The 17,562-nt window shown below is 68.2% G+C and carries 15 protein-coding genes; 1 reads left to right on the top strand and 14 read right to left on the bottom strand.

The window, feature by feature from the left end:
* Positions 1–7: 7 nt before the first annotated feature.
* The 8 genes from BN1959_RS03350 to BN1959_RS03315 form a co-directional block, all read right to left on the bottom strand.
* On the bottom strand, positions 8–1,096 hold the full coding sequence (locus tag BN1959_RS03350) for a geranylgeranyl reductase family protein (RefSeq protein WP_053947298.1): 1,089 nt from the start codon (positions 1,094–1,096) through the stop codon (positions 8–10).
* 171 nt (positions 1,097–1,267) lie between these two features.
* Positions 1,268–2,275, bottom strand: coding sequence for a WD40/YVTN/BNR-like repeat-containing protein (locus BN1959_RS03345; protein ID WP_053947297.1), 1,008 nt, complete (start codon positions 2,273–2,275; stop codon positions 1,268–1,270).
* 40 nt (positions 2,276–2,315) lie between these two features.
* A complete protein-coding gene (locus BN1959_RS03340; RefSeq protein WP_053947296.1) occupies positions 2,316–2,774 on the bottom strand; it encodes a hypothetical protein in 459 nt (152 codons plus the stop codon).
* Entirely contained in the window at positions 2,774–5,764 is a 2,991-nt protein-coding gene (uvrA, locus tag BN1959_RS03335; RefSeq protein ID WP_053947295.1) for an excinuclease ABC subunit UvrA, read from the bottom strand. Before uvrA ends, BN1959_RS03340 begins: the two co-directional genes overlap by 1 nt.
* An 88-nt stretch (positions 5,765–5,852) precedes the next feature.
* Positions 5,853–6,056 carry an HVO_0649 family zinc finger protein gene (locus BN1959_RS03330; protein WP_053947294.1) on the bottom strand — a complete coding sequence of 68 codons (204 nt, stop codon included), beginning with the start codon at positions 6,054–6,056 and terminating at the stop codon, positions 5,853–5,855.
* Positions 6,057–6,209: 153 nt separating this feature from the next.
* Positions 6,210–8,075 (bottom strand): PINc/VapC family ATPase, encoded by a 1,866-nt coding sequence (locus BN1959_RS03325; protein ID WP_053947293.1) that lies wholly within the window; start codon positions 8,073–8,075, stop codon positions 6,210–6,212.
* Positions 8,076–8,387: 312 nt separating this feature from the next.
* The gene (locus tag BN1959_RS03320) at positions 8,388–9,851 is read right to left on the bottom strand and encodes a S8 family peptidase (protein ID WP_053947292.1); all 1,464 of its coding nucleotides are present in this window, start codon (positions 9,849–9,851) and stop codon (positions 8,388–8,390) included.
* Between the two features lie 134 nt (positions 9,852–9,985).
* Positions 9,986–10,273, bottom strand: a complete 288-nt coding sequence (locus tag BN1959_RS03315) for a translation initiation factor eIF-1A (RefSeq protein WP_053947291.1) — start codon at positions 10,271–10,273, stop codon at positions 9,986–9,988.
* Positions 10,274–10,427: 154 nt separating this feature from the next.
* Between BN1959_RS03315 and BN1959_RS03310 the strand changes: the two genes are divergently transcribed.
* Positions 10,428–11,606, top strand: a complete 1,179-nt coding sequence (locus BN1959_RS03310) for an aspartate kinase (protein ID WP_053947290.1) — start codon at positions 10,428–10,430, stop codon at positions 11,604–11,606.
* A gap of 12 nt (positions 11,607–11,618) precedes the next feature.
* Here BN1959_RS03310 and BN1959_RS03305 read toward each other — a convergent pair whose 3' ends face one another.
* The 6 genes from BN1959_RS03305 to BN1959_RS03280 all read right to left on the bottom strand — a co-directional run bounded on the left by BN1959_RS03305 (position 11,619) and on the right by BN1959_RS03280 (position 17,488).
* Entirely contained in the window at positions 11,619–11,936 is a 318-nt protein-coding gene (locus BN1959_RS03305; protein WP_053947289.1) for an RPA12/RPB9/RPC11 RNA polymerase family protein, read from the bottom strand.
* A 140-nt stretch (positions 11,937–12,076) separates the two neighbouring features.
* Positions 12,077–12,526, bottom strand: a complete 450-nt coding sequence (locus BN1959_RS03300; RefSeq protein WP_053947288.1) for an acyl-CoA thioesterase — start codon at positions 12,524–12,526, stop codon at positions 12,077–12,079.
* Positions 12,520–13,515: a ribonucleotide-diphosphate reductase subunit beta gene (locus BN1959_RS03295; protein ID WP_053947287.1), complete on the bottom strand. Its 996-nt coding sequence runs from the start codon at positions 13,513–13,515 to the stop codon at positions 12,520–12,522. Before BN1959_RS03295 ends, BN1959_RS03300 begins: the two co-directional genes overlap by 7 nt.
* Positions 13,515–15,959, bottom strand: a complete 2,445-nt coding sequence (locus BN1959_RS03290; protein ID WP_053947286.1) for a ribonucleoside-diphosphate reductase subunit alpha — start codon at positions 15,957–15,959, stop codon at positions 13,515–13,517. Before BN1959_RS03290 ends, BN1959_RS03295 begins: the two co-directional genes overlap by 1 nt.
* Before the next feature lie 250 nt (positions 15,960–16,209).
* Positions 16,210–16,869 carry a metallophosphoesterase family protein gene (locus BN1959_RS03285; RefSeq protein ID WP_053947285.1) on the bottom strand — a complete coding sequence of 220 codons (660 nt, stop codon included), beginning with the start codon at positions 16,867–16,869 and terminating at the stop codon, positions 16,210–16,212.
* Between the two features lie 37 nt (positions 16,870–16,906).
* Positions 16,907–17,488 (bottom strand): IMP cyclohydrolase, encoded by a 582-nt coding sequence (locus BN1959_RS03280; protein ID WP_053947284.1) that lies wholly within the window; start codon positions 17,486–17,488, stop codon positions 16,907–16,909.
* Positions 17,489–17,562 lie beyond the last annotated feature (74 nt).

The raw sequence follows: 17,562 nt of genomic DNA, 5'->3' as shown, positions 1-17,562 counted from the left end.
CGGGTAGTCAGGGAAGGTAGCTCCGCAGGTGCTCCCGGGAGAACAGCGTGGTCGGGCGGTCCATGTGGACCCCGATTTCGCCCGACGTGAGCCGGAGTCCGAACCGCTGGATCGGCTCCGGGAGCGAGTAGGCGCGGCGCAGCCAGTGACCGAGCCGGATCTCCGTTGCGAGCTCGTCGCGCCACGCCGCCTCGTACGCCGACAGCGTGGCCGGATCGTCGGGATCGATCGCCCTGACCGCGTGGTCCGCCGAGCGCATTCCATAGAGGATGCCACCGCCGGTGAACGGTTTCGTCTGTGCGGCCGCGTCGCCGACCAGAAACACGCGGTGGGACGTGACGGAGTCCGGCGGCCCGATCGGGATCGCACCCGAACAGAACCGGTCGATCTCGGCGCCGTAGGCGTCGACGAGGCGGTCGAACCGGGCGCGGGCGTCGCTGTCGGCGTCCGGCCGGACCGCGAGCCCGTACTCGACGCCGGCTTCGCCACGCGGGATGCGCCACGCGAAGAAGCTCGGCACCGTGAGGTGCACGTCGACGAAGTCGCCGTGGTCGGGGGCAGAGTCGAACCCCAGCACGCCGTGGAGCTTCTCGTCGGGTTCGGGGAGGTCGACCGCGCGTCTGGTCCGAGAGACCGGGCCGTCACAGCCGGCAAGCATCCGCGCCTCGACGGTGAACGCGTCGCCGTCGTCCGGCGAGACCGTGAGTTCGACGCTGTCGGTCCGCTCGTCGACACCCGTGACGGTGTGGCCGTCGTGGATCTCGGCGCCCGCGTCGCTGGCCGCCTCAGCGAGGATGCGGTCCAGTTCCTCGCGGTCGATCACGTTCGAGACGGGCTCGTCCTTGTAGAACGGGTAGGCGTCGCTCTCGGCGCCGCCGACGTGGAAGTCGGCACCGTACACCTCGTTCTGGAGCAGTTCCTCGCGGGCACCCGCGGGGGTGTACTCCCAGATGTCCCTCGAGACGTGTCCCGAGCAGGCGAGTGGCGTCCCGATCTCCCCCTGCTCGAAGGCGACCACGTCGTAGCCCGCCTCAGCCGCACGGCGGGCGACGCGCGCGCCGGCGGGCCCGACGCCGACGACGGCGAAGTCGTACATACCCCCGGCTACCCGGGCTCGGGACATATGTCTCGTGGTTGGGGCTGACAGCCGACGCGCTTCCCTATCGCGGGCCGGTACGTCGGACTCCGGCCGTGTTCGACCCGCGCTGTCGGTTACTGCATCGACGGTGGTGGTCGCGTTCCGGTACTTGAAGTTCAGGTTGCGGGATCAGTCAACGACGATCGTGAGTCCACGGCACGTCTGCTCGCCGACGCGATCTGCCCACGACACGTCGATCCCGGTCCACGAATCGGCGCCGTCGTCGGTGCAGTACAGTCCGTGGTTGTTCGCCGCCCAGAACGTCGTTTCGTCGTCGCCGCGTGCCAGTACCGCGCGGTACACCCCCTCTCCGGTCGGGATTCCGCGATCGTCGAGTCGTTCCCACTCACCACCGTCTCGCCGGTAGAGGTAGGACTCGCCGACACGGTGTGCCTCGCGCGCGCTCGTCGCCGCCGAGAGCAGGATCCGCGGCGTCGAGCCGTCGGGCCGTTCGGGAGGCAGTCCAACCGCGACGCTCCAGCAGTACGTGTGATCGAGGCCGTCCTGCGGATGCTGCCACGACTCGCCAGCGTCCGTCGTCTCGGCGTATCCATCGCCCGCGGCAACCCACGCGTGGGCGGGCCGTTCGGGATGGGTCGCGATCGTGTGCACGTCCCGGCGAGCGCTCGAAACGCGATCGGTCCAGTCGACGCTCCCGTCGGCGTCGACGTGAGCGCGTAGGAGCGCGCCGGCCTCGACCGCGACGTGCAGGAGGTCCGGATCACCCGGATCCGGCTCGATCCAGCGAACGTGGTGGGTGTCTGGCCGCGGCGGGAACGACCACTCCGCCGACGAGGGGAGATCCGTGAGGCCCGGCAGTCGCTCGAACGTCTCCCCGCCGTCGGTGCTCCGGTAGAGACGGCTGGGCTCGGTGCCGGCGTAGACCGTCTTGGGGTCGTGGGGCGCGACCGCGAGCGAGGTAACCGCGTCCTGCTCGATCCCAGCAGCGCGCTCCCACGACGCACCCTCGTCAGTCGAGCGCTGGAGGCCCTCCTCGAACGTGCCGACGAGGAGAGTGCCGTCGGTCACGGCGACGCACTCGGTTCGGGAGTCGAACGGCTCCTCGTGGACGACCGTCTCGCGAGCCGTGTCGACGACGAACAGCGCGTCCTCGTAGACGGCGTAGGCGGTGGACATAATCGGGGAGAAGGCGTGGAGCGTCGAAAAGGTAGGGCCGTTACTGCTCGCTCGGCGTTTCGGTCTCGGTCGCGCTCTCGGCCAAGTGGTCGTGGTGGTCCTGGTGGTCGGCCTGATCGCGGTAGGTCAGCCCGATCAGGTAGGCGGCACCGTCGTAGCGGTAGATCCCGCCCACGTCGCCGTCACACTGGCGGGTGAACAGGTTCGATATCTGCCGCCCCGTCGCGATCGAGAGCCCGCGTTCGACGCGGTCGCCGTCATCGGCGTCGGCGAGCTCGTCGAGGGGGTTCTGTAGCTCCGGGATCTCGGAAACTGCTTCGGCATCGAGGCTGCAGTTCGTCTCCGTCTCGTCACCGCTGGCCCGGATGGCCGTCATCGACACCGGCGGCTCGGCGAAGGGGTTGAGTCGGGCGCGCTCGGCGGCCGTACAGCCGGCGGTGCCGACGAGCGTCGCCGTCGCGCCGGCGGCGAGCAGTCGGCGGCGGGAGAGTTCGGGCATCAGTCGTCGTCGGCCGCGGGCGCTTCGGCCTCCTCCTTCGCCGGCTTCCGGCGGTCCGCACGCGGTCCCTCCATGTCGACGCTCGGGAGGTAGTCACGGAGGTAGCGCCCAGTGTGGGAGTCGTCGATCCGGGCGACGTCCTCGGGCGTCCCGCTCGCGACGATCTCGCCGCCGCCCTCGCCGCCCTCGGGGCCGAGGTCGACGACGTTGTCGGCGTTCTTGATCAGGTCAAGCTCATGTTCGACCACCACGACGGTGTTCCCGTTGTCGGTCAGGCGCTGGAGCACCTCGATCAGCTTGCGCTCGTCCTCCTTGTGGAGGCCGGTCGTCGGCTCGTCGAGCAGGTACAGCGTCTCGCCGGTCTGCTTCTTCCCGAGCTCCTCGGCCAGCTTGACGCGCTGGGCCTCCCCACCGGAGAGCGTGGTCGAGGGCTGGCCGAGCTTCATGTACCCCAGCCCCACGTCCTTCAGGAGCTTGAGCCGGCGGCGCAGTTGGCTGTTGGCCTCGAAGAAGTCGTACGCCTCGGCCACGTCCATGTCGAGCACGTCGGCGATGGTCTTCCCCTTGAACTCCACGTCGAGCGTCTCGTCGTTGTAGCGGGCCCCGCCGCACTCCTCGCAGGGGACGTGCACGTCCGAGAGGAAGTTCATCTCGATCTTGACCGTCCCCTGCCCGCCACACTCCTCACAGCGGCCGCCCTTGACGTTGAACGAGAACCGCCCCTTGTCGTAGCCGCGCTGCTGGGCGAGTTTCGTCTGGGCGAACGCCTCGCGGATGTGATCGAACACGCCCGTGTACGTCGCGGGGTTCGAGCGGGGGGTCCGACCGATCGGTGACTGGTCGATCAGTCGCACCGTCTCGATCTCGTCGGTCCCCTCGATCGCGTCGTGCTCGCCGGGGTCGACGCTCGTGTTGTCGTTCATCTTCCGAGCCAGCCCCTTGTACAACACGTCGTGCATCAGCGTGGACTTCCCGGAGCCGGAGACGCCCGTGATGGCGGTGAACTGCCCGATCGGCAGGTCGACGTCGACGTCCTCGAGGTTGTGTTGGCGGGCGCCGACGATCGTGAGCGCCGCGTCGCTCTCGCGACGCTCGTCGGGGACAGGTACCGTCTTCCGGCCGGCGAGATAGTCGCCGGTGACCGACGCTTCGGTGTTCACGATGTCGTCGAACTCGCCCTGTGCGACGATCTCGCCGCCCCGCTTGCCCGGGCCGGGGCCCATGTCGATCACGTGGTCGGCCCGGCGCATCGTCTCCTCGTCGTGTTCGACGACGAGCAGCGTGTTGCCGAGATCTCTGAGCCCCTCAAGCGTGTCCAGCAGACGGTCGTTGTCGCGCTGGTGGAGCCCGATCGAGGGCTCGTCGAGCACGTACAGCACGCCGACGAGGCCGGAGCCGACCTGCGTCGCGAGCCGGATGCGCTGGCTCTCGCCGCCGGAGAGGGTGGAGGCCTCGCGGTCGAGCGTGAGGTAGTCGAGGCCGACCTCCTCCATGAAGCCCAGCCGGGCGCGGATCTCCTTCAGGATCTCCTCGGCGATCGTGCGATCGCGCTCGGAGAGGTTCGCCTCCATCCCCTCGAAGTGCTTACGGGCGTCGGCGATACTCAGCCGATTGACCTCGGTGATGTCGGTGCCGTCGACGAGGACGGAGCGCGACTGTGGCTTGAGCCGGGTCCCCTCGCAGGCCGGACAGGTGGTGACGGCCATGTACTCCTCGATGTGCTCGCGGGTCGAGTCGCTGTCAGTCTCGACGTGGCGGCGTTCGAGGTTGGGGATGACGCCCTCGAACCGCTTCTCCTTGCGCCGGGTGCCGTTTTTCGTCTGACGCTGGAACACCACCTGCTCGTCGGTGCCGTAGAGGAACTGCCGCTGCTGCTTGTCGGTGAGCTCGGCGAACGGCGTCGTCACGTCGACGCCGAAGTGGGCGGCGACGCTGTCGATCCGGGTCTGGTAGTACGAACGGTTGTAGCTCCAGGCCTCGAACACGTCCTTGATCGGCTTCTCGGGGTCGACGACGACGAGGTCCTCGTCGACCTCCTTCGTCTCGCCGATCCCCTCACACTCCGGGCAGGCGCCGTGGGGAGAGTTGAACGAAAAGGAGCGCGTCTCGATCTCCGAGAAGTCGATGCCGCAGTGGGTGCAGGCGAGCTCCTCGGAGAACTCGACGACCAGTCGCTCGTTCGCGTCGGCGTCCGCCTCGTCGTCGGCGAGGTCGCCGGTGCTCCGGGAGACGTTACCGCCGAACGACTCGGGCAGCTCCTCGGGCGGCGACGGGAGGATCACCTTCAGCACGCCGTCGCCCTCTTCGAGGGCGGTCTCGACGGAGTCGGTGATCCGGGAGCGGTCCTCCTCGCTGACTTTCACGCGGTCGACCACCACGTCGATCGTGTGGTCGTAGTTCTCGTCGAGGTCGGGGTCGTCGGTGGTGAGGTCGTAGCGCTCGCCGTCGATCTCGACGCGAGCATAGCCTTCGCTCACGAGTTCCTCGAACAGGTCCTCGAACGCGCCCTTCTGGTCGCGGACGACGGGCGCGGCGATCTTCGCACGCGTGCCCTCGGGCAGTTCGAACACCCGGCGCACCATCTGCTGGGCGCTCTGGGTGCCGACCTCGCGGCCGCACTCGGGACAGTGGGGCGTACCGACGCGGGCGTACAGGAGGCGGAGATAGTCGTGCAGTTCCGTGACCGTCCCCACCGTCGATCGGGGGTTGTTCGCGGCATTCTTCTGGTCGATCGAGATGGCCGGCGAGAGCCCCTCGACGGACTCGACCTGCGGCTTGTCCATCTGCCCCAGGAAGTTCCGGGCGTACGCCGACAGGCTCTCGATGTAGCGGCGCTGTCCCTCGGCGTAGACGGTGTCGAACGCCAACGAGGACTTCCCCGACCCCGAGAGCCCGGTGACGACGCTGAACTCCTCCCGCGGGATCTCCACGTCGAGATCCGCGAGGTTGTTCTCCTCGGCCCCGCGGACCTCGATGAAGTCCTTACTCATTCAGCGCGGGCTACGGAGTCGGCAGGGTTGAACCCGTCGGTCCCGGGGATGTCCCCGCACGCGGGAGCGGGCGCGAGCGCCGCGCGGTTCAGCGCCCGATCGTGATCCGGCGGACCGCCACGTGCCCACAGCTCGGACAGGCGTGCTCGTACCGGACCTCCGCGCCGTCGGTCTCGCCGGTCCACTTCCCGTCGGCGTCGTCGTACCCACACGCCGGACAGACCGTCTCGACGGTGTCGTAGCGGTCCCGGAGCGTGTCGAGGGGGTTCATGCCGCGGTTGTTCGTGGCCATACCGTGGGAGTTGGGGGGCGAGCAGCATAAATCCCTGTGCATAGTTCACAACCATCACAGTCAGGGGAGAAGATCCGTCGCGTCGCTGTGCGAGTCCGGAAACAACCGCAGACGGGGTTCGAGAACTGCTGCCGGCAGCGTGGCGGTCCCCGATCAGGCGGGAACGACCGTGATCTGCTGTTTGCGGTCGATCGCGTCCTCGAGCTCCTCGGCGATCGCCGAGCCGCGAGAGACCTGCACGTCGCCGCCGCGGCCGACGGTGGCCGTGAACAGGTAGTCGCCGTCTGCCCGGACCTCGACGGTCTCGCCGACGTGCTCGTCGAGTCGGAGCACGACGTGGCGGGCGGTGATCTCCGGTTCGACCACCTCGCCCTGGGGCGAGCCGACGCTCTCCGTGCCGCCGTTGGCGGTCGCCGGCGCGGGGTTCTCCTCGTGGGTCCGCACGTCGATGTCGATTCCGAGGCGATCCTCGATCTCGCTGATCCGGCCGCCGCCCTTGCCGATCACGTAGGAGATGTCGTCCTCCTCGACGTACACCACGGCGCGGTCCTGCCCCTGGAGTTCGACCTCGACGTGGCCGCGGGCGACGGAGTGGATCTCGCGTTCGATCTCCTGTTTCGCGATCTGGTTCACGCCGGAGGTTTCCTCGCCCTCGTCGTCGAGCGGGACGGTGACGACCTGTCGGTTGAACGTGTAAATCTCGTACTTGGGCTCGCCCGTCTCGGTGTCCGAGACCATGATCACCGGGCGTGCGAGGTCTTCCGCCGTCAGGCCGGCGGGCACCTTCACCTCGGTCTCCACGTCGAACACGGTGTGGATCTGCCCGGCTTCGATGTAGACGACGGTGTCGACGACTTGCGGGATCATCCCGAGCTCGACGCGGCCGACGAGCCGCTGGAGCGCGTCGATCGCGCGGGTCGCGTGGACGACGCCGATCATGCCGACGCCCGCGAGCCGCATGTCCGCGAACGTCTCGAAGTCGCTGGACTTCCGGACCTCGTCGTAGACGGTGTAGTCCGGCCGGACCATCAGCAGCGAGTCGGCGGTGTTCTCCATCGAGCCGCCGAGCTCGGTGTACTGGGTGATCTCGGGGCCGACCTGCAGGTCCCGGGGTTTCTCCATCGTCTTGACCGCGAAGTCGTTGTCGTTGAGATACTCCGCGACCGCCTGTGCGAACGTGGACTTCCCGGCGCCGGGCGAGCCCGAGATGAGCACGCCGCGCTGGCGCTCGGTGAAGCGGTCCTTGAGCTCGTCGGCCATCGCGTAGTCCTCGATCGTGGTCTTCGCGACCGGCCGGACGGCCGTGATCTCGATCGCGTCCGCGAAGGGCGGGCGGGCGACCGCGATCCGGTAGTCGCGGTACTGGACGATGTCCATCCCCTCCTCGCTGAGCTCGATGAACCCATCCGAGGAGGCGCGGGCGGTCTCGATCACTTCGGTCGCCCACTCCTCCATCTGCTCGTCGCTGGTGGGCTCGTCGCCGATGTGCTCGTAGCGCATCTCGCCGATGTCGCCCCGCTTCGCCTTGGGTCGCGTGTCCGAGCGGAGGTGGAGGCTCATCGTGTCCTCGGTGAAGAACTGCTCGATGGCCAGCCCCTCGCTCTCGGGCTCGGCGGCGTCGGTGTCGACGACGGGCTCGACGTAGTCCACGTCGAGCCCCTTCGCGCGGGCGACCTCGGCCTGCACGCCGTCGCTGGTCAGCAGCGTCGCGGCCTGCTGGGCGGCGATGTCGCGGATCAGCGCGTCGATGTCGCCCTCACCGGCGCCCTCGGTTTCCGCGGCGTTGGGTCGTCGGCCGACGTACTCGACTTCGATCTCCCCCTCGTCGGCGTAGTCGGCGAGCCGCTGGAGCTCCTCCAGCCCCTTCCAGCCGGGGTCGTACCCCGCGTTGGCCTGGGCTTCGAGCTCGCCGACGACGGCTTCGGGGACGTAGACGGTGACACCCTCGTAGCGCCCGTCGGCGACGCGCTCGGAGACGCGGCCGTCGACGACGACGCTGGTGTCGGGAACGACGTTCACACGGGAGATAGACGGCGGAGGCTCAAAAGGGTGTATACCATCGAGTGAGTCGCGCCGGGCGGCCAACACCGACCGCCCGGCCGCGTCGACGTGCGTGCTCGGCGTCGCTGGGTCTAATCAGTCGGTCGCCGGTACGCCTCCCGTCCGCTACGACGGTAGTTTCCGTCGGAACCCGCCTCAACGGGGTTCAGTTGCACGTTAGAGAGTAACACACAAGAATCTGACGGCCACAGCTGCAAGGCTCGCGGTGGGAACAGGCCGAAAAAACGTGATCGCGGAACGGTTGCTGACCGAAACTGGTGGGCAGCGGCGTTACGCGCCCGTGCCGCTCGCGGCGTCGACGAGCGCCTCCAGATCGAGGTGGCCGGCGCCGTGGTACGTCTCGCCCTCGTCGGGCATCGACGCCGTCTCCTGGATCAGCGACTCGACTTCCTCGACGCTGGCGTCCGGCTGGAGCGAGCGGACGAGTGCGACGGCGCCCGCGACCTGCGGGGCCGCCATCGAGGTGCCGGCCTTCCAGCCGTAGGACGCGGTCTGCTCGCCATCCGGGCCGGTGGTGTTGATCGTGGAGTAGACGAGATCGTTGTACGCGGCGTCGTTGCCGCCGACGATAGCCTCCAGATCGTAGTTCCCGCCGCCCGCGCTCACGTCGACGGCCGAGCCGTAGTTCGTGTACGGCGCGGGGTCGGTCGTCGGCTCGTCGAGGCGGTTGCCGGTGAGCCACTTGGCCTCGTTGTCGCTGTGCTTGCCGCCCCAGCCGTAGCCGAGGGGACCGGTCGCGCTCACGCCGAACACGCCGTCGGCCTCCGTCGGGAGGCTGAGCGTGTTCTCGGCGTCCATGTCCAGCGAACCGTTGCCGGCGGAGTTGACGATCACGGTGCCCTGTGAGCGGACGTACGCCGCGACCTGACTGATGATCTGCTCCAGCGCGATCAGGCCCGGGTACTCGACGGTGTCGGAGACCGTGTAGCCGACGCTGTAGTTGATCGCGTCACAGCCGATCGCTGCGGCGTACTCCCAGCCGGCGAGGCCGTCGCCCGCGAACCCCTCTTTCCCGGAGAACATCCGGACCGCCACGATCTCGGTGTCCGGCGCCGTCCCGAGCACGCCGCCGGCTGGACCGTCGTTGTCGTTGGTCGCGGCGATCGTGCCCGCGACGTGGGTGCCGTGGTTGCCCGCGCCGTTGGGGCGGTGGGCTGTTCCGTCGTCGCCCCGACCGTCGCCGGTAATGTTGATCGAGAGCTCCGTGTTGACCACATCTTCGAGGTCGGGGTGGGGGTCGTACACGCCAGAGTCGACGACCGCGACGCGGGTGCCCTCACCCGTCGCCGTGTCGTGGACGAACTTTCCGCCGCCGGGCTTGTCGGTGAGTTCGCCGGCGACCGCCTGTTCGCGCTTGTCCCACTGGAGCTCGGTGTTACTCGGGGCTCCGTCGTGGTTGTGGCTCGCGGAGTCGCCGGCGGCCGCCGGCCCCTCGGCTTCGACAACTGCCCCGGCCTCGTCATCGCTGCGGTCGATCTTCACGTCCGGCGCGGTCGCGGTCGCGCTGCCGACGCGGGACTGGTCACCACGTGCGACCAGTACGTCCGCCGCCGAGAGGTCGTGGATGATCTCCACGTCGTCGGGAATCTCACTGCGATCGACCTTCCGGAGATTGATGAGGAACCGTCCGGTCTCGCCGTCGCCGGTCGCGACAGCGCTGCCCGTCGCCAGTGCCGTGCCGCCGATCACGCCCGCTGTACCCTTGAGGAACGTTCGTCTGCTACTGTTACGCATCCACACGGTATGGCAGAACCGATCGCTAAAAGCTTACGTAAATTCCTCTTGAATGTGAAACAGTTCACCGGGAAAACAGCAGTCGGTTCGGCGGGCGCTGTCACCGAAACGCAGAAACCACAGAAAGCCGCAGATCAGTCGATGTGGCCTTCGCGGCGGAGCTGCTCGGCGTCCTGCTCGTCGTAGCGCCACTCGATGTTCCCCTTCTCGTCCTGCCAGTCCCAGGGTTCGAGGATGACCACGTCGTCCTCGTTGATCCACGTGCGGTACTTCATTCGACCCGGGATGCGCCCGAGCCGCGTCTCGCCGTCGGCACACCGAACCCGGACGTGGTTGCCGCCGAGGTGCTCGGTGACGACACCGAACACTTGGTTGTCGTCTGGCATCCGGAGGTTCTTCCGGCCTGATGAATCGTCGCTCATACGGGTAGTACGGCACACCCACAGATAAGCCGTGGGATACGTCCCCGAAACGGAGTCACACACCCCGGTCGAAGCACCGAGAGAGACAGCGTTAACCCGACGGTCCGAGAAGCGGGCGTATGAACGGAACGCACGACATCGGGGGTGTCCGCCGGTGCGCGTAGTCGCGAAGTTCGGCGGCACCTCGCTGGGCTCGGGCGACCGGGTCGACCGGGCGGCCGACTCCGTCGCCGACGCCGTCGCAGCGGGCCACGAGATCGCCGTCGTCGCGAGCGCGATGGGCTCACAGACCGACGAGCTGCTCGACGAGATCGCCTTCGACGCCAGCGACGAGGACCGCGCCGAGATCGTCTCGATGGGCGAACGCACCTCGGTCCGGATGCTGAAGGCTGCACTCGGCGCCCGCGGGGTCGACGCGACGTTCCTCGAACCGGGCGACAAGGACTGGCCGGTCGTCACCAACGACCGCGGTGAGATCGACGTCGCGGGGACCAAACGGCGGGTCGACGCGCTCGCGGCGACGCTTGACGACACCGTCCCCGTCATCACGGGCTTTCTCGCGGAGGATCCCGACGGCAACGTGACGACGCTGGGCCGCGGGGGCTCGGACACCACCGCGATGATGCTGGGGAACTATCTCGACGCCGACGAGGTAGTGATCGTCACCGACGTGGAGGGCGTCATGACCGGCGACCCCCGCGTCGTCGAGGGCGCGCGCAACGTCGGCTCCATCACCGTCGACGAGCTCCGGAACCTCTCGTTCCGCGGCGCCGAGGTGGTCGCCCCCTCCGCGCTGGTCTACAAGGACGAGGATCTCGGCGTTCGAGTGGTCCACTACCAGCACGGCGACCTGCTCTCCGGCGGCACCAGCGTCGAGGGGAGCTTCGAGCACCTGATCGACATGGAGGAGGCGCCGCTGTCCTGTCTCACCGTCGCCGGCCGGGCGATCCGGAACCGGCCGGGGATCCTCGCGGAGGTCTCACAGAAGCTCGGCGACGCCGGTATCAACATCGACGCGGTCGCCAGCGGAATGGACTCGCTGACGTACTACGTCGAAAGCGAGGTCGCCGAGGCGGCGGAGGCGACGCTGCACGACGCCGTCGTCGAGGACGACTCGCTCTCCTCGGTCACCGTCGAGGACGAGATCGCCGTGATCCGCGTGACCGGCGGCGAGCTCCCGAACCAGCCGGGCGTGATCCGCTCGCTGGTCGATCCGCTGGCGGAGGCGGGGATCAACATCCACGACCTGATCACCTCCGCGACCTCCGTCGCGATCTTCGTCGCGTGGGAGGACCGCGAGGAGACGCTGGACATCGTCCACGAGCAGTTCTGAAAACCGACCCCGTCAGGACCCGCGCCACGTGTGCCCGCAGTCGATGCAGGTGAACACTCGAACCTCGTAGGAGCCGCCGGGCTTCGGCCGTGTTTCGTAGTAGGCCCGGTCGCTGTCGCAGTCGTCCGCCGGACAGGACTCCTCCACCGTCTCGTTGGCGTTCGTGGTTCCGTCGACGACGGGGGGTTCCCCGCCGTCCTCCTGTTCGTTCTGCGTCGTCATCGCCGCTTCCGCCTGCGAGTCCCGCGGCTCCTCGTTCTCACAGGAGCGACACACCCACGTGTCGCCCGCCGTGCGCATCATCGACCCGCACGCGTCGCAGAATTTCATAGAGGAGCGGAAGACACGGGTGCGGATATATGTGTTAATCTGATCCGGCGTGGACCTCGAGTAACCGCTCCCGCCGGAGTTGCCGAGCAGACTGAATCGATCGTCGAGGTAAAAACGTCGAAGCGTCGGTCCGTGGCCGCCTACGGCACCGGTGGCGACTCCGCGTCCATCGCCGCCTCCCGGAGCCGCCGTTCCTCGTCGGTCTCGACTGCGAGGTCCGGGACGGGCTGGACCGACTCCTCGCCGTCGATCGCGACGAACGTGAGATGCGAGGAGGCGGTCTCGCGCTCGATGCCCTCGCTCGGGCGTTCCGCGGTCACGTCGACGCGCACCTGCATGCTCGTCTCGCCCGTGTCGTACACGTAGGCGGTCAGGACGGCGATGTCGCCGAGGTCGATCGGCGCGTGGAAGTCGACGCGCTCGATGCTGGCGGTGACGACCTGTGAGCGGGCGAACCGCCGGGCGGCGACGACGCCGCCGAGGTCCATGCGGTGGAGCACCCAGCCGCCGAGCGCGCGCCCGAGGTTGTTGGTCGCGTCCGGCATCACTACCTCGCTGGTCTCGGTGTAGGAGTCGATCAGCCTCACCATTCGAGCGACCCCCCGGAGCGGTACTCCGTCACCTGCGTCTCGAAGAAGTTCTTCTCGCGGTTGAGGTCGGCCGCCTCCGAGAGCCACGGGAACGGGTTCTCGGTGCCGTAGGCCTCGTCCATCTCGAGTTGGGTGAGCCGCCGGTCGGCGACGTACTCGACGTACTCCGCGAACTGCGTCGGCCCCATCCCGAGGATCTCCTCGGGGCAGGCCTCGCGAGCGTACTGCTGTTCGAGCTCGACGGCGTCGAGAATCAGCTCCCGAATCTCCGCCTCGAACTCGTCGGTCCACGCGTCGGTCTCCCCTCGGATCGCGTCGATCAGCTCGATCCCGAAGCCGAGGTGCAGCGACTCGTCGCGCATGATGTACTCGAACTGCTGGCCGATCCCCTCCAGTTTGCCCTGCCGCTTGAGTCCGAGCATCATCGCGAAGCCGGCGTAGAAGAAGATCCCCTCCATGATGACGTAGAAGCCGATCAGGTCCCGGAGGAACGCCCGCACGTCGGCCTCGTCGTCGATCGTGAACTCGGGGTCGTCGACGACCCGCGTGAGGTCGACGACGAACTCGTCTTTGGCCTCGATCGCGGGAATTCGGTCGTACATCCCGTAGAGGTAGTCGGGGTCGAACCCCAGCGAGTCACAGCAGTAGATGAACGTGTCCGTGTGGACCGCCTCCTCGTACGCCTGCCGCAGGAGATACTGCCGACACTCCGGCGCCGTCACGTGGTCGTACACCGCGAGCACGATGTTGTTCGCGGTCAGCGACTCCGCAGTCGAGAAGAAGCCGAGGTTCCACTCGACCAGCCGGCGCTCGGCGTCGCTGAGCTCGTCGCCGTTCCACTGGGTCACGTCGTTGCCCATGGGGATCTCCTCGGGCACCCAGTTGTTGTCGACGCCCGCCTCGTAGTACTCGCGGGCCCACTCGTAGTCGATGGGCAGGATCTTGTTCGGGTCGTGCGTGTCGCCGTCGGTGAGGTAGTCGATCGGCATTACTGACAGGCCTCGCAGGTTGGGTCCTCGACGCTCGGGAGCTCCGAGCCGTCGTTCGATTCGCCGCCGTCGGTGGCCGGCTCGGTCGGGTCGTCTTCGCTCCCGTCGCCGTCCGCGTCGCGGCGCTGGGTCCGGCCGTACTCCTCCATGTCCAGCGTCGACTTCTCGAACTGGCTCGCGCCGAGGGTGCGCAGGTAGTACGTCGTTTTCAGGCCGAGCTCCCACGCGCGCTGGTACACGTCGTCCAGCAGCGTGCCGTCCGTGGACGGGAAGAACACGTTGTGACTCTGGGACTGGTCGACCCAGATCGCCCGCCGGGCGGTGAGTTCGAGCTGGTGGCGCGGGTCGATCTCGAAGGCGCCGCGGTGGTGCTCCCGGATCGCCGGCGGGATCGACTCGATCTCCTGAATCGCGCCGTCGTGGAACTTGATCTCGTCGCGCATCTCGTCGGTCCAGAGCCCCAGTTCGTCCAGCTCCTCGACGAGGTGCTCGTTGACGACCGTGAAGTCGCCGCTCATGTTCGACTTCACGTAGAGGTTCGAGTACCGGGGCTCGATCGAGGGAGTGGTGCCCGCGATGGTCGAGATGGTCGCCGTCGGCGCGACCGCGGTGGTGTTGGAGTTGCGCATCCCGTGCTCGGCGACGTGCTCGCGCACCTCGCTCCAGTCGAGGCGTTCCTCGGGCTCTACGTCGACGGGCTCGCCGCGCTCTTCCTCCAGCAACGAAATCGTGTCCTGCGGGAGCAGCCCGCGGTCCCACTTCGACCCCTCGTAGGAGTCGTACGTGCCGCGTTCCTTCGCGAGTCGCGAGGAGTTCAGAATCGCGTGGTAGGCGACCCGCTCCATCGTCTCGTCGGCCACGTCGAGCGCCTCGTCGCTGGCCATCCCGACGCCGCGTTCGGTCAGCATCTCGTGGAACCCCATCACGCCGAGGCCGACGGGTCGGTGGCGCGTGTTCGCGCGCTCGGCGCGGTCGGTCGGGTAGAAGTTCAGGTCGACGACGTTGTCGAGCATCCGCATCGCCGTCTCGACGGTGTCTTCGAGTGCGTCGTCGTCGAGTCCGTCGCCGTCGACGTGTTTCGCGAGATTGACCGAACCGAGGTTACAGACCGCCGTCTCGTCCTGTGAGGTGTTGAGCGTGATCTCCGTACAGAGGTTCGAGCTGTTGATCGTCCCGTAGTGGTCCTGCGGCGAGCGGACGTTACAGGGGTCCTTGAACGTGATCCACGGGTGACCCGTCTCGAACAGCCGGGTGAGCATCGTCCGCCAGAGCTCCTCGGCCTCGACGCGCTCGTACTGCCGGAGTTCGCCGTCGTCGGCCGCCTGCTCGTACTGCTCGTACAGCTCCTCGAACTTTCGCCCCGTGGCCTCGTGGAGCTCGGGCACTTCGTCGGGCGAAAACAGCGTCCACTGCTCGCCGGCCCGGACGCGCTTCATGAACAGGTCCGGCACCCACGCCGCGGTGTTCATCTCGTGGGTGCGCCGGCGCTCGTCGCCCGTGTTGCGCTTCAGGTCGAGAAACGCCGGGAAGTCGAGGTGCCACGCCGCGAGGTACGCGCAGGCGGCGCCGCGGCGCTTCCCGGAGCGGTTGATCGCGCCGGTCACGTCGTCGGAGATGTTGAGGAACGGGATCACGCCCGTCGACTCGACGCCGGTGGACTCGATCAGCGACCCCTCGGCGCGGACGTTCGTCCAGTCGTTGCCGAGCCCGCCGGACCACTTCGAGAGCTTCGCGTGGGCCTTGTAGGAGTCGAAGATGTCCGCCAGATCGTCCTGTACCGTCGTGAGGTAGCAGGAGGAGAGCTGTGGGTGGGTGGTGCCGGCGTGGAACAGGGTCGGCGTCGAATGGACGAAACGTAGCGTCGAGAGCGCGTCGTAGAACTCCACCGCGCGGGCCTCGCGGTCCTCGGGGTCCTCCGCGAGGGCGACGCCCATCGCGACGCGCATCCAGAACGCCTGTGGGAGTTCGAGGGGGTCGTCCTCCTCGACAGTCCGGAGGAAGTAGCGCTGGACCAGCGTCGAGACGGCCATGTAGCCGAACTGCTCGTCGCGCTCGGGGACGAGCGCGTGGGCGAGCGACTCCAAGTCGTACTCAGCCATCCGCCCGTCGAGCAGGCCGCGCTCGACGCCGGTCTCGATCGCGTCCACGAACGACGCGCGGTAGATCTCGCCCGAGAGCGGGCCGTCCGTGCCGGTCACGTTCCGGGCGTGGCGCCAGCGCGCGACCCGCGCGGCCGCGTCGTCGTGAGCGGGGTCGCGCTCGGTACGCGCGGTCAGCACGCCGATCAGCGCCTCGTCGATCTCGTCGGCGTCGGCGCCGTCGTAGCTGTCGCGCTCGGCCGCGCGGGCGAGCGCCTCGCGGTCGCTCGCGAGGTCGAGATCCGCTGTCGCCGCGGCGAGTCGGTCCTCGATTCGGTCAGTCGTCGATGGGTTTGCCTGGGTCATGTCCGCGGCGGACCCGCCGGAAGCGACCGACAGCGTTGCCACTTACGGCATCGCCATCTGTCGGTTTCGGCTCGCTCCCGCGAACCGGGTCTCGCCGTATGCCCGCTTTTCGGCGACCGGGTTAAGCGTTTCCCAGTTAGATTGTAGTAGTGCAAATATAGTTTACTAACGGCGGGTAGACGGGTCGACGCGTCGCTGTTCGGCGAGAACTGGCGGGGAGAACGAGCGCAGTGTGTCGGAAGAACGAGCGTCAGCGGCCCTCTCGAAGCCGTTCGCCGATATCGGTCGGGAGACCGGTGTCCTCGACAGCGTCGACGACCCGGTCGACGTCGTAGCTCACGCGGTACTCCGCGACCGAGCGGTCGTCGAGGTCGACGACCGCGTACGCCGCGTCGGAGTCGCGGTCACGCGGCTGCCCGACGCTACCGGGATTGAGGACGATTCCCTCACTGAACACGGCGTGGTGCTGGACGTGCGTGTGGCCCATGATCAGGAGCTCCTCGTCGTCGAGCAGCCCGGCCGCGAACTCGCGCGGATACGTGTAGTGGTCCGGGTCGTCGGGGTGGCCGTGGACGATCTTCACCCGGCCGTCGGCCACGCGACGCTCGGTCGGCAGCGCGCCGAGCCAGTCGACGGCCTCCGCGCCGAGCTGCTCGCGGGCGTAGTCGACGCCGGCTTTCGCCATCCCGTTGAAGCCGGCGGCGTCGGCGTTGGCGACCGCGCGGTCGTGGTTTCCCTGCACCGTCGGGACCCCGCGGTCCCGAACCGCGTCGACACAGGCCGCCGGCCAGGGGTTGTAGCCGACCACGTCGCCAGCACAGACGAGCATGTCGACCGACGGCATCGCTTCGAGCACCCGCTCCAGCGCGGGGAGATTGCCGTGTACGTCAGAGATGACCCCGAGTTGCACGGGGGGCGAAAACAGCGCGATCGGGAAAAGCGTCGCGCTACTCGCCGTTGTGGATCGCCGTCTCGATCCCCGCGGCGTCGACGCTCACGCCCGCCGCACAGACGGCGTGTTCGAACGCGTGGTCGTACAGCTCACGGGCGGCTGCCGCGGCGCCGTCGGCGGCGAGCGCGAACGGCTCGGGGTCGTCCTTCTCGTACGTCGCCACCAGCGTCGGCTCCTCGACCTCGCGAACGAGCAGGGCGTCCCGGCGGACGGTGCCGACGACCGCGGAGTCGGCGCCGACGACCGCAGCGATCCGAGGCGTGTCGTAGTCGTCTTTCTCGAAGTCCAGCGCGAACAGCGCGCTCACGAGCGCGTCCCGGGCGGGGTAGCCCAGCCCGAGCTTCTCCGCCACCGGGTCGACGTGGGAGCCGTTGCCGACGACCGTGATCCCCCGGTCGTCGACCGTCCGGACGCAGTTGTAGGAGACGTAGGGGTTGTCCGTGGGCTCGGCGTCGTCGGTCGGGACGACGGTGAGGCTGCCGTCGCGCTCGATGACTTTCCGGTTCGGGAACGAACGCGAGGAGACGCGGTAGGCTGCCAGTCCCGGGGCGGCGACGAGGAAGCGGCCGACGTACATACCGTCTCTGTGGGGTAGACCGGCAAGTAGGTGGTGATTCTCGATCGGCGAAAACCGGGAGTACGGTGGTTCCC

This window comes from Halolamina sediminis (assembly GCF_001282785.1).
Lineage (GTDB): Archaea > Halobacteriota > Halobacteria > Halobacteriales > Haloferacaceae > Halolamina > Halolamina sediminis.
Note: the sequence above shows the minus strand (reverse complement) of the source record. Positions and strands in the feature narration are given on the sequence as shown.